Below are 11,894 nucleotides of genomic sequence, written 5' to 3' on the forward strand. Positions count from 1 at the left end.
CGTCCGTCAGCGTGTCAGCGCTGCGTCACCGACGGATCGTCAGCCCTTGACCGGGATCGACTGCGCCTTGAGCGCCGCGATCGTCTTCGACTGCCCGGACTCGAGCGCCTCCAGCAGGGTGCCCTGCCCGGCCGTCGCCTGGCCGAAGCCGTCCGAGACGTCCGAGTAGGTCTGGGTCATGGTCGGACCCCAGGTGAACGGCTGGATGTTCTCGGCCGCCTTCGCGAACTCCTCGTAGATCTTCTGGTTGCCGTAGAACGGCAGGCCCTCGGTCAGCGCGGGGAGGTCGGCACCGGTGGTCGAGGCCGGGTACAGGTTGGCCTGCTTGTTCAGCGCGGCGAGCGCCTCCTTCGAGGTGTTCAGCCAGACCAGGAACTTCGACGCCTCGGCCGGGTGCTTGCTGCCCGCGAAGACGACGTTCGACGAACCACCCCAGGCTGCCGACTTGTTCTCGCCCTCGTTCCACTGCGGCATCGGCGCGACGGCCCAGTCACCGGAGGTCGACGGCGCGCCGCTCGAGATGGTGTTCGCACCCCAGACGGCCGAGACCCAGGTCCAGTCCTGACCCTTGTCGTAGGCGCTGTTCCACTGGTCCGAGAAGCTCGGCAGCGTGTTGACGAGCTTCTTCGAGATGAGGTCCTGCCAGTAGTTCGCGACCTTCTTCGACGCGCTGTCGGTCAGGTTGACGGTCCAGTCGGAGCCCGAGTTCGAGAACCACTGGCCACCGGCCTGCGAGACGAGCCCGGCGAACTGGTTGACGTCGCTCTTCGAGAAGTTCGTGATGTTGCCGCCCATCGCCTTGATCTTCACGGCGTCCTCGGCGTACTCGTCCCAGGTCTTCGGCACGGACAGGCCGGCCTTCTCGAACAGGTCCTTGCGGTAGTACAGCGCCATCGGGCCGGAGTCCTGCGGGATGGCGTAGACCGACTTCGAGTCACCGAAGGTCACCTGGTTCCAGAGGCCCTCGGAGAAGTCCTTCTTCGCGTCGGCGACGCCGGCGCAGCCGCCGATGTCCTCGAGACCGTCCTGCACACGGAACGCCGGCAGCGAGTCGTACTCGACCTGGCCGATGTCCGGGGCCTGCTTGGCCTTGAGCTGGTTGAAGAAGTTCTGGTAGGTGCCGCTGTTGCCGCTCGCGACGATGGAGACCTTGACCTGGATGTCCGGGTTCTCCTTGTTCCAGATCTCGACGACCTTGTCCATGTTCGGCACCCAGGTCGTGAAGTCGAGCGTGACCTTGCCGCCCGACGCCTTGCAGCTCGCCGCCGAGGAGGAGCCGGATCCGCTGCCGGAGCCGCTGCTGCCGGAGCTGCAGCCGGCGAGGGCGACGGCCGCGGCGACCGCGACGGCGGCGACGCTGAGGAACTTCGTTGTCTTCATGCTGTTTCCGTTCGGGATGTGGTTGGGGATGTGGTGCGGGTTCGGGGACCGCCGCGGTCGGGCCAGGGGGCGTGCGCGACCGCGGCGGGGTCGGTCACTTCAGGCCGCCGGCACCCAGGCCGGACCGCCAGAAGCGCTGGAGGGAGAGGAACGCGATGAGCAGCGGGATGATCGACAGGAACGACCCGATGAGCACGAGGGTGCGGAGGTCCGGGTACTGGCTCACGTTCGAGTTCCACGTGTAGAGGCCGAGGGTGACGGGGAACAGCGACGAGTCGCGGAGCATCACGAGCGGCAGGAAGAAGTTGTTCCAGATCGCGACGAACTGGAACAGGAAGATCGTCACGAGCGCGGGCGACATGAGCCGCACGGCGACCGTGAAGAACGTGCGCACCTCGCCGGAGCCGTCGATGCGCGCGGCCTCGATGATCTCGTCGGGCACGCTCGACGCCGCGAACAGTCGCGACAGGTACACGCCGAACGGGCTGACGATGCTCGGCAGGAACACCGACCAGAAGGTGTCGGTGAGGTCGACCTGGCTGAAGATGAGGAACAGCGGCAGGGCGAGCGCCGTGGCCGGCACGAGGACGCCGCCGAGGAACACGTTGAACAGGACCTCGCGTCCGCGGAACCGGTACTTCGCCAGCGCGTAGCCGCACATCGCCGACAGCACGGTGCCGATGAGCCCGGCGACGGCCGCGTAGGCGATGCTGTTCGCCATCCACCGAAGGTAGATGCCGCCCTGGTAGGTGAACAGCTGCCCGAGGTTCGTGACGACGTCCTGCAGTGACGACGCACTGAACCACAGCGAGAACGTCGTGTTGAAGTTCGTCGCGGTCTTCGTCGACGAGACCAGCAGCCAGAAGATCGGCAGCAGGAAGTAGACGGTGAAGACGCCCATGACGAGCATCGCGGCGGACCGCGAGATGACGCTCTCACGCGGACCCCGCGCTCCGCGCTGGTGCGGACGGGAGGCACGGTTCGGCTCGAGCGGTCGGCCCGCGTCCGCCACGAGCTCGCGCCGGTCGGGTGCGTTGACGGTCACTGGGCTTCCTTCCGCTGGGTCAGTCGGAGGAACCCGATCGACAGGATGAACGTCGCGACGGCGAGGACGACCGAGAACGCGGCGGCGAGGTTGAAGTTCGGCACCGACGAGGTCGAGTACACGAGCATGTTCGGCGTGAACGTCGACGAGATCGTCGAGGTGAACTGGCGGAACACGGTCGGCTCGGTGAGGAGCTGCAGGGTGCCGATGATCGAGAACACGGCGGTCAGGACGATCGCCGGGATCACCATCGGGATCTTGACCGAGAGGGCGATCCGGAGCTGCGAGGCGCCGTCGAGCTTGGCCGCCTCGTAGATCTCGGTCGGGATCGCGAGGAGCGACGAGTAGATGATGAGCATGTTGTAGCCGACGTAGACCCAGGTCACGACGTTCGCGATGGCCCACAGGACCGTGCTGCCGCCGAGCAGGTCGAACCGGCTCGTGACCGCCGAGAACGGCGAGAGGTTCGGCGCGTACAGGTAGCCCCACATGATGGCGGCGATGACACCGGGGACGGCGTACGGGGCGAAGAACGCCAGGCGGAAGAAGCGCTTGCCGCGGAGCAGCGGCGAGTCCAGCAGCAGTGCGAACACCAGGGCGAGCAGGAGCATCACCGGCACCTGCACGACGCCGAAGAGCAGTACCCGGAGCACCGAGCCCCAGAACTCGCTGTTCTGGAACACGAGCACGTACTGGCTCAGGCCGCCGAACACCTGCGTCGGCGCGCCGAACGTGCCCTGCCGCTCGATCTTCTGGAGCGACTCCCACACCGCGTAGAGGATGGGGACGAGGTAGAACGCGGTGAAGAGGACGGCGAACGGCGTCACGAAGACGACGATCGCGCGGCGGTACCGGAAGCCCCCGCCGGTCCGACGTCGGGCGACCCGCGGTCGCTGGGCTGTGGTGGTCATGGTCGCTCCCTGTCCGTCCGGATGATCTGGGTGCCGCCCGGGGCGATGACGGTGACGCCGTCCACAGCCCGGTCGGCGACGAGCTCGTGGCCCGTCACGGTGTGCTCGACGGCACGGTCGGTGTGGTTGAGCAGGAAGACCCACTCGTGCTGCTCGTCCCGGCGCCGGACCACCTCGAGCCCCGGCTGTGCGACCGGGTCCGGTGCGGTGCCGGCCTCGGCGAGCACGCGACGGAGCAGTGCGCCCCGCGCGGCGTCGTCGAGGACCGTCGACACGTACCAGGCGGTCCCGTCGCCGTGCTCGTTGCGGGTGACCGCGGGGCTGCCGGCCAGCGGTCCCTCCGCGTGGTCGACGACGCTCGTGGCGCCGTGCAGCTCGACGGGNCGCGGGCGACGTGCTCCTGGATCACCGCGGCGTGCTCGTCGCGCACCATGTAGAGCTCGGGCACGACGACGACGGCGTAGCCGTCGAGGGGTGCGCCGGGCGCGACCACGTCGACCGTGACGCCGGCGTCCCACAGCGCGCCGTGGAAGGCGTGGACCTGCTCGAGGTACCGCAGCGCGGTGCTGGGGTGGGCCTCCAGGTCGGCCGCCCACTGGTTCTCCCAGCTGAAGACGAGCGCGACGTCGGCGGCGACGCGGGAACCGCGGAGCTCGCCGAGGCGCTCGACGAGGGCGCCGAGCTCCGTGACCTCCCGCCAGGTCCGCGAGTTCGTGCCCGCGTGCGGCAGCAGCGCCGAGTGGAACTTCTCGCTGCCCTGCACGGAGGCGCGCCACTGGAAGAAGCAGACGCCGTCGGCGCCGTGGGCGATGTGCGCGACCGTGTTGCGGAGCATCTGGCCGGGCGCCTTCGCGATGTTCACCGGCTGCCAGTTCACCGCACCGGTCGAGTGCTCCATGAGCAACCACGGAGCACCGCCGGCGAGCCCCCGGGTCGTGTCGGCGGCGAAGGCGAGCTCGACGTGCGGCCGGGGCAGGCGGTGGTCGAGGTAGTGGTCGTTGGCGATGACGTCCATGTCGCCCGTCCACGTCCAGTAGTCGAGCGCCGTGATGTGGGCGGCGACCATGAAGTTGGTCGTCACGGGCTTGTCGCTCAGCTCGCGGAGGACGGCGGCCTCGGCCCGGTGGTGGCCGAGGAGTTCGTCGGACGAGAACCGGTCGAAGTCGATCACCTGCGACGGGTTGTTCGTCGAGAGGGTCAGCCGGGGCGGCAGGACCTCGTCGAAGGTGCCGTAGCGCTGGCTCCAGAAGGCGGTCCCCCACGCGGCGTTGAGCGCCTCGACGGTGCCGTAGCGGTTCCGGAGCCATCCCCGGAACGCCTCGGCCGAGACGTCGCAGTAGCAGTGCGCGTTGTGGCAGCCGAGCTCGTTCGACACGTGCCAGAGCTTGACCGCGGGGTGGTCGCCGTACCGCTCGGCGGTGGCGCGGACGAGGGCCAGCGCGTGCTCGCGGTAGACCGGGGAGCTCGGGCAGAACGCCTGGCGACCGCCCGGCCAACGGATGGTGCCGTCGGCGACGACCGGCAGGACCTCGGGGTGGGCGGTGGTCAACCACGGTGGGGTCGACGCGGTGCCGGTGCCGAGGTCGACCCCGATGCCGGCGTCGTGGAGCAGTCCGATGACCCGGTCGAGCGCGGCGAAGTCGTACTCACCCGGCCGCGGCTCGACGTGCGACCAGCCGAAGACGTTGATCGCGACGAGGTTGACGCCGGCCTCGCGCATGAGGCGCACGTCCTCGACCCAGACCTCGGGGTCCCACTGCTCGGGGTTGTAGTCGCAGCCGAACGCCAGGCCGGTCGAGCCGAGCCCGAGGGCCGTGCTGGCCGGGGCCGGGAGGGTGGTGGTCACGTCGGTGTCCTCGTCCGTCGCGGGCGGCGACCGCCGTCTGCGTCCGAGGACCCCTTCGACGGCGAAGGCCACCCAGTGTTCTGGGAGCGCTCCCAGTCCGCTCCGGCCGAGCGGGGCCGGAGACTTCTGGGAGCGCTCCCAGAGTAAACGCCGTTCTGCGCCGCTTGTCAAGACGGGCCACGCCGTCGAGCCGTCACGGGCGGCTACAGTGGCCGCATGTCCGACGTCCGAACGTCCCGTGCCCGCGCCACGATCCAGGACGTCGCGGACGAAGCCGGCCTCTCCCGCGGCACGGTGTCGCGCGTCCTCAACGACGAGCCGTACGTGTCTCCGAAGGCCCGCGAGGCCGTGCAGGAGGCCGTCCGCCGGGTCGGGTACGTCCGCAGCGCAGCCGCCAGGAGCCTCGTCACCCGCAGGTCGGGCGCGGTCGCGCTCATCGTGCACGAGCCGTCCGTCCAGGTGCTCGACGACCCGAACATCGGCAACATCCTGATCGGCACGAACGCGGTGCTGTCCGAGGCCGACCAGCAGCTCGTGACGATCATGGTCGACTCCGTCCGCGACGACGAGCGGGTCGTCGAGTACCTGCGGGGCGGGTTCGTCGACGGGGCGATCGTGCTGTCCGCCCGCGACGGGGACGCCGTCACCCGGGCGATCGAGGAGATGGGCCTGCCGGCGTGCTTCGTCGGCCACCCGACCGACGCCGCGAACACGTCCTGGATCGGCATCGACAACCGTGCCGCGGCCTTCGCGATCACCAGCCGACTCGTCGAGACCGGACGCCGCCGGATCGGGATGCTCGCCTCGGGACTCGACCGCGACTCCGGGCAGGACCGGCTCGCGGGCTTCACCGAGGCGCTGGGCGACCGCTTCGACCCCGCGCTCGTGGCGAGGAACCCCCTGTTCAGCTACACCGCCGGGGTCGAGGGGATGCGCGAGCTGCTCGACCGGGCACCGGACGTCGACGGGGTCTTCGCCGCGTCGGACGCGGTCGCCGCCGGCGCCATGGACGTGCTGCACCGGGCCGGCCGCTCCGTGCCGCACGACATCGGCGTGGTGGGCTTCGACGACAGTGCGTGGGCGCTCCGCTGCGACCCACCGCTGTCGACGGTGCGGCAGCCCGCCCGGACCCTCGGCGAGCACGCGGCGCGGCAGGTCCTCGCCCAGATCGCCGGCACGGACGACGACGGGCCGCAGGGGCTGGTCCTGCCGACCGAGGTGGTCTGGCGGCAGAGCGCGTAGCCCGGACGGGCAGCGCGGGCGGACAGGCCGGGCGGACAACGCCCCGGACCGCGAGCGGGCAGCGCCCCGTACCGCGCACGGGCAGCGCCTCGTACCGCGAGCGGGCAGCGCCTCGTACCGCGCACGGGCAGCGCTCCGTGCCGCGGGTCGGGCGCCAGCGCGTCGCCTGGCGCTAGCCTGCTCGCATGCCCGACGTCGCGCTCCCCGGCCTGCCGCCCCTCACCTGGACCGGTGCCGCCGGGTCCGTCACCGTCGATCCGGGGGCCGGGTCCCTGGTGCTCGACGCGGCTGCGGGCGTGGACTGGACGAACGACGCCGGCGGCGGTCCGCAGCAGCACGGTGCGAGCGCCCTGGCGTTCGCCGCACCATCCGGCGACTTCACCCTGTCGGCGCGCGTCCGGGTGCCCGGGCCGCGGACGACGTTCGACGCCGGTGCCCTCGCGCTCTGGTCGGACCCGGACCACTGGGCGAAGGTCTGCGACGAGCGGTCGCCCCAGGGTCGGGACATGGTCGTCAGCGTCGTGACGGACGGGTACTCCGACGACGCGAACGGCCGACTGCTCGACGCTGACGGGGTGTTCCTCCGGGTCGCCCGGGTGGGGTCGGCGTGGGCGTTCCACTCCTCGGACGACGGAGCGACGTGGGACTTCGTGCGGGTCTTCCGGCTCGGCTCCGGTGACGCGCCGTGGTCGGTGGGGTTCCTCGCCCAGGCACCGACCGGCCGGGGCTGCCGGGCGGTGTTCGACCGGATCGAGCTCCGGGAACGCACGCTCGCCGACCTGCGCGACGGGTCGTGACCGGCCGCCGGACGACACGCTCTCGAGCGGGTTCCGGATCGCGTCGCCGCCCGGACCCGGACCGGTCGTAGGCTTCGCGGTGCGGTCCGGACGACGACGTCCGGCCGCCGGACGAAGGGGTCTCGGCATGCAACCACGGATCCGGAGCACGCTCCGGCACATCGCGATCGGCCTCACGGCCGGCAGCGCACTCATCGCGGCGGGCATCGGGGTGCCCGCCGTCGCCTCCGCAGCGACCCCGACGTCGATCTCCTCGGCGCTGCAGGAGTTCGGCGCACCGGGACTCGGGCCGAACGTCATGGTGTTCACCCCGTCGGCACCGCAGGCCGACGTGCAGGCGGCGTTCGACGCCGTGTCGGCGCAGCAGGTGTCCAACCAGTTCGGTCCGGAGCGGTACACGCTCCTGTTCGCCCCCGGCACCTACGGCAGCGCGGCCGAACCGCTCGTGGTGCAGGTGGGGTACTACGAGCAGGTCGCCGGCCTCGGAGCGGACCCGGGCGACGTCGTCGTCAACGGCGCGGTGAACGTCCTCAACCAGTGCGACGCGACGAGCGGGTGCATCGCCCTGAACAACTTCTGGCGGTCCCTGTCGAACCTCACGATCAACCCGACGGGCTCGAGCGGCTGCCGGGCGGACACCGAGTTCTGGGCGGTGTCGCAGGCTTCGCCGATGCGGCGGGTGCAGGTGAACGGCACGACCACGCTCATGGACTACTGCACCGCGGGTCCGCAGTACGCCAGCGGCGGGTTCATCGCCGACTCCGCGTTCTCGGGCCAGGTGGTCAACGGCTCGCAGCAGCAGTTCCTCGTCCGGAACTCCTCGATCGGCGGCTGGTCGAACGGAGTGTGGAACCAGGTGTTCTCCGGCGTCACCGGGGCTCCCACCGAGACCTTCGGCCAGTCCGGAGCCCAGCCGTACACGACGCTCGCCACGACCCCGGTCACCCGCGAGACCCCGTTCCTCGTCCGTTCCGCAGGCGGCTCGTACTCGGTCCGCGTCCCCGACGCCACGGAGGACACCTCCGGGACCTCGTGGGCGTCGGACGCCACCGCACGTTCGGTCCCGCTGCGCGACTTCTTCGTCGCGACACCGCGGACACCGGTCGCGCAGGTGAACCGGGCGCTCGCGCGAGGCTCCGACCTGCTGCTCAGCCCCGGCGTCTACTCGTACGCGGAGCCGATCCGCGTCGTCCACCCCGACACGGTGGTGATGGGCCTCGGTTTCGCCACGCTGGTGCCGACGGCGGGCGGCCACGCGCTCGACCTCCGAGGGGCAGCCGGCAGCGTGGTCACGGGACTCGTGCTCGACGCGGGTCCGCGCGGGTCACGGACGCTCCTCGACGTCGGTCGCGGTCGCTCCGGCGGCCAGCCGACCCTCGTCTCGGACGTGTTCTTCCGGGTCGGCGGTGCCACGGCCGGACGGACCGACACCGCGCTGACGGTGGACGCGTCCGACGTCGTCCTCGACGACGTCTGGGCCTGGCGGGCGGACCACGGGACGGGCGTCGGCTGGTCGAGCAACAGGTCCGACACCGGGGTCGTGGTGAACGGTGACCGGGTCACGGCGACCGGGCTCTTCGTCGAGCACTTCCAGAAGACGGAGGTGCAGTGGAACGGTGAGGACGGACGGGTCGTGTTCTTCCAGAACGAGATGCCCTACGACGTGCCGTCCCAGGCAGCGTGGAACGCCTCCCGGAACACGAAGGGCTACCCGGCGCTGGCGATCTCGCCCCGTGTCCGGAGCTTCCACGGATCGGGCATGGGGAGCTACAGCTTCTTCGACCAGGGGGTCGACGTCCATGCCTCGGAGGCGTTCACGACCTCGGGGCGGAGCGGGATCGTCATGCACGACCTGCTGACCCGGTTCCTCAACGGCTCGGGCGGCATCGACTCCGTCATCGACGGCACGGGTGCAGCGGTCGACGCGACGAACCCCGGGCCGGCACAGGTGGTCGACGCGCACTGAGCGCGAGGGGCCCGACGGGGTGTGCCGGCGACGAGGACTCGGTCGCCGGCGCACCCCGTCGTGGACGTCGAGCGCTCAGGGCACCCGCTCGAGCCACTCCTTCGTCGCGAACTTCGTCGCGATGAGCTCCTGCGCCCGCTGCCGCTCGGCCTCGGTGACGTGCCCCTCGTGCGCCCCGTAGAGCTTCGTGAACGTGCCGATGAGCCGCTCGATGACCTCCGCGCGCGGCAGGCCGGTCTGCGAACGCAGCGGGTCGACGCGCTTCGCTGCCGAGGTCGTGCCCTTGTCGCTCATCTTCTCGCGACCGATGCGGAGCACCTCGACCATCTTCTGGCCGTCCATGTCGTAGCTCATCGTCGCGTGGTGCAGCACGGCGCCGGTGCCGAGGCGCTTCTGCGCGGCGCCGCCGATCTTGCCCTTCGCCGAGGTGATGTCGTTGAGCGGCTGGTAGTACGCGTCGATGCCGAGGGACTTCAGCGCCTCGATCACCCACTCGTCGAGGTAGGCGTACGAGTCGGCGAAGGTCATGCCCTGCACGAGGTCGGCCGGCACGTACAGCGAGTACGAGATGATCGCGCCCGCCTCCATGAACATCGCGCCGCCGCCGGAGATGCGTCGGACGACCTGCACGCCGTACTTCGCCGCGCCGTCCGGGTCGACCTCGTTCTTGAGGGACTGGAACGACCCGATGACGACCGCGGACTCGTCCCACTCCCAGATGCGGAGCGTCGGACCACGACGGCCGGCCCCGACCTCCTCGGTGAGGACCTGGTCGAGCGCGAGGTGCTCGTTCGGGGAGATCGGTCCCTCGTGGATGACCTCCCAGTCGTAGTCCTGCCACGAGGACGCGCGGGAGAGCGCCCGCCGGACGGCGACCCCGACCGACTCGGGCGTGAAGCCGAGCAGCTGCGCACCCTCGGGCAGCGCACCGCGGACGGCCGCGGCGATCCCGGCGGCGTCCGTCGTCGACGGCAGGCCGTTCACGGCGGCGTCGATCAGCGGCAGCGCGTCGTCCGGTTCGAGGAAGAAGTCGCCGGCGAGCCGGAACTCCTGGATGGTTCCGTCGACGACCTCGAGGTCGACGACGACGAGCTTCCCGCCTGGGACCTTGTACTCACCGTGCACACGACGACCTTACGCCCGTGCACTCCGGCCCGCGGATCGGTCAGGCCCCGCCACGGAGGTTCTTCGCGAGGTACGCAGAGGCCTCCTGCGCGGTCACCTGCCGACCGTCGTCGTCCACGTACGTGTAGTCGTACTCCTGGACCTCGCCCGTCGCCACGTACCCGGCCCGCTCGTACAGGCGGCGCGCGTCCGGGTTGTCGAGCGCGACGCCGATGCGGAGCACCCCGCACGCCGCCGCGAGGCGTTCGGCCGCGGCGATGAGGGCCGACCCGACACCCCGCCCACGGTGGTCCAGATCGACCCGGAGGTTCCGCAGCTCCGGTTCGTCGCCCGCCGTGACCTCACCCGACCCGACCGGCTCCGTACCGGCCCAGGCGACGAGGACGGTCAGTTCACCGCGGTCCTGTGCGGCTGCTGCCCACCGCGCGTACCGCCGCCCGGGCGGCTCGCGTCGCTCGAGCGCCACCGCCGCCGCCGCGTCGAGGACCGTCACCACCACGTCAGCGCGCCGCTCCGTCATCGTCGTCCCCGTCTCTCTGCCTGGAGGCGCGCGGCGGGCCCGCCCCGCGCCTCCAGTCCGTCCCGTCGTCGCGTCCACCCCGCCGGGGGTCGACCCGCCTGCGGAACCAGGTTCCGGACACGGAACCACGCTCTTTCGCGGTGCTGTGTCCGGAACCTGGTTCCGCCCGCACGGCAGGCGCACCCCGTCAGCGCGCGACCGCGCGACCCAGCCAGGCGACGAGGTCGGCGACGACCTCGTCGCGGTTCGTCTCGTTGTAGACCTCGTGCCGCGCCCCCTCGTACACCCGCACCTCGACGTCCGTCAGCTTCTCGCGCGTCCGGTAGGCCCGGGCCAGGCGTTCGACGGACCGCGGGCCGCCGAGGGAGTCGTCCGACCCGACCTGCAGGAGCATCGGGACGTCGTGCGGGATCCCTCGCCGCGGCACCCCGAGCAGCCGCAGGGTGTCCGGGAGTCCGAAGAGCCGGATGACGTCGGCCTCGACCGCGAGCGGGTCCAGCCCGATCGCGTCGATCACCGCCCGGTCGCGACTGATCCACTCGTACTTCGTCGGCCCGGCTCCGGCGAACCGGGCGTTGAGGTCGCCGCTGTTCATCCACCCGGGCAGCCGGTACGCGGTGGCGGAGAGCACGATCCCGTCGTACGCCTCGCTCGACGTGTTCACGATCCGCTGCGCCATGAGCGACCCCCACGAGTGCCCGAGCAGGACGAGCGGGACGTCCGGGGTGTCCTCGCGGGCGAGGGTGCTCAGCTGCTCGACCGCCGCGATCGCGGCGCGCAGGCCCCCGGGACCGAGCCGACCGAGCTTCGCGTGGTCGCCGCCCCACTGCGCCAGGCCGGTCCGGCCGTGGCCGCGGTGGTCGTTCGCGACGACCGTCCAGCCGGCGCGGACGAGGTCCTGCGCGAGCGGCTCGTAGCGGAGCGAGTGCTCGCCGACGCCGTGCGCGATCTGCACGACGCCCTTCGGCCGGGCGGCACGCCAGGTCGAGTAGACGATCTCGACGCCGTGCGCGTCGGTGAACGAGGAGTCCCCTCGGGCTGCGGAGAAGGTCGGCACCCCCG

10 protein-coding genes and 1 pseudogene are annotated in these 11,894 nt (G+C 71.2%); 3 read left to right on the plus strand and 8 right to left on the minus strand.

The annotated features are described in order from the left end of the window. Positions 1-39 precede the first annotated feature (39 nt). The 5 genes and pseudogenes from Csp2054_RS01710 to Csp2054_RS01725 form a co-directional block, all read right to left on the minus strand. The gene (locus Csp2054_RS01710; protein ID WP_096897552.1) at positions 40-1,380 is read right to left on the minus strand and encodes an ABC transporter substrate-binding protein; all 1,341 of its coding nucleotides are present in this window, start codon (positions 1,378-1,380) and stop codon (positions 40-42) included. Between the two features lie 94 nt (positions 1,381-1,474). Next, complete coding sequence (locus Csp2054_RS01715) at positions 1,475-2,425, minus strand: carbohydrate ABC transporter permease (protein WP_255252565.1); 951 nt, start codon at positions 2,423-2,425, stop codon at positions 1,475-1,477. Next, on the minus strand, positions 2,422-3,336 hold the full coding sequence (locus Csp2054_RS01720) for a carbohydrate ABC transporter permease (RefSeq protein ID WP_096897553.1): 915 nt from the start codon (positions 3,334-3,336) through the stop codon (positions 2,422-2,424). Before Csp2054_RS01720 ends, Csp2054_RS01715 begins: the two co-directional genes overlap by 4 nt. Next, a partial coding sequence (locus Csp2054_RS18430) for a Beta-galactosidase C-terminal domain (RefSeq protein WP_255252566.1) occupies positions 3,333-3,719 on the minus strand: 387 nt, incomplete at its 5' end. The genes Csp2054_RS01720 and Csp2054_RS18430, both read right to left, overlap by 4 nt. Position 3,720: 1 nt before the next feature. Continuing rightward, positions 3,721-5,056, minus strand: a pseudogene (locus Csp2054_RS01725) (beta-galactosidase); the annotation flags it as partial. A gap of 342 nt (positions 5,057-5,398) precedes the next feature. Between Csp2054_RS01725 and Csp2054_RS01730 the strand changes: the two are divergent. The 3 genes from Csp2054_RS01730 to Csp2054_RS01740 all read left to right on the plus strand — a co-directional run bounded on the left by Csp2054_RS01730 (position 5,399) and on the right by Csp2054_RS01740 (position 9,187). After that, positions 5,399-6,424, plus strand: a complete 1,026-nt coding sequence (locus Csp2054_RS01730) for a LacI family DNA-binding transcriptional regulator (protein ID WP_096897554.1) — start codon at positions 5,399-5,401, stop codon at positions 6,422-6,424. Positions 6,425-6,609: 185 nt separating this feature from the next. Next, positions 6,610-7,221, plus strand: a complete 612-nt coding sequence (locus tag Csp2054_RS01735) for a DUF1349 domain-containing protein (RefSeq protein ID WP_096897555.1) — start codon at positions 6,610-6,612, stop codon at positions 7,219-7,221. 127 nt (positions 7,222-7,348) lie between these two features. Then, positions 7,349-9,187: a glycosyl hydrolase family 28-related protein gene (locus Csp2054_RS01740; protein WP_096897556.1), complete on the plus strand. Its 1,839-nt coding sequence runs from the start codon at positions 7,349-7,351 to the stop codon at positions 9,185-9,187. Between the two features lie 75 nt (positions 9,188-9,262). On the opposite strand, the gene Csp2054_RS01745 is transcribed toward Csp2054_RS01740, so the two are convergent. From Csp2054_RS01745 to Csp2054_RS01755, 3 genes are all read right to left on the minus strand, one after another. Next, a complete protein-coding gene (locus tag Csp2054_RS01745) occupies positions 9,263-10,312 on the minus strand; it encodes a biotin/lipoate A/B protein ligase family protein (protein ID WP_096897557.1) in 1,050 nt (349 codons plus the stop codon). A gap of 40 nt (positions 10,313-10,352) precedes the next feature. Next, positions 10,353-10,832: a GNAT family N-acetyltransferase gene (locus tag Csp2054_RS01750; RefSeq protein WP_096897558.1), complete on the minus strand. Its 480-nt coding sequence runs from the start codon at positions 10,830-10,832 to the stop codon at positions 10,353-10,355. A gap of 187 nt (positions 10,833-11,019) precedes the next feature. After that, positions 11,020-11,889 carry an alpha/beta hydrolase gene (locus tag Csp2054_RS01755; protein WP_096897559.1) on the minus strand — a complete coding sequence of 290 codons (870 nt, stop codon included), beginning with the start codon at positions 11,887-11,889 and terminating at the stop codon, positions 11,020-11,022. Between the last annotated feature and the right edge of the window lie 5 nt (positions 11,890-11,894).

This window comes from Curtobacterium sp. 'Ferrero', assembly GCF_002412165.1.
Lineage (GTDB): Bacteria > Actinomycetota > Actinomycetes > Actinomycetales > Microbacteriaceae > Curtobacterium.

Coding starts and splice junctions, on each gene's coding strand:
- Csp2054_RS01740 (WP_096897556.1), top strand. CDS start 7,349: ATGCAACCACGGATCCGGAGCACGCTCCGGCACATCGCGATCGGCCTC.
- Csp2054_RS01710 (WP_096897552.1), bottom strand. CDS start 1,380: ATGAAGACAACGAAGTTCCTCAGCGTCGCCGCCGTCGCGGTCGCCGCG.
- Csp2054_RS01750 (WP_096897558.1), bottom strand. CDS start 10,832: ATGACGGAGCGGCGCGCTGACGTGGTGGTGACGGTCCTCGACGCGGCG.
- Csp2054_RS01730 (WP_096897554.1), top strand. CDS start 5,399: ATGTCCGACGTCCGAACGTCCCGTGCCCGCGCCACGATCCAGGACGTC.
- Csp2054_RS01735 (WP_096897555.1), top strand. CDS start 6,610: ATGCCCGACGTCGCGCTCCCCGGCCTGCCGCCCCTCACCTGGACCGGT.
- Csp2054_RS01720 (WP_096897553.1), bottom strand. CDS start 3,336: ATGACCACCACAGCCCAGCGACCGCGGGTCGCCCGACGTCGGACCGGC.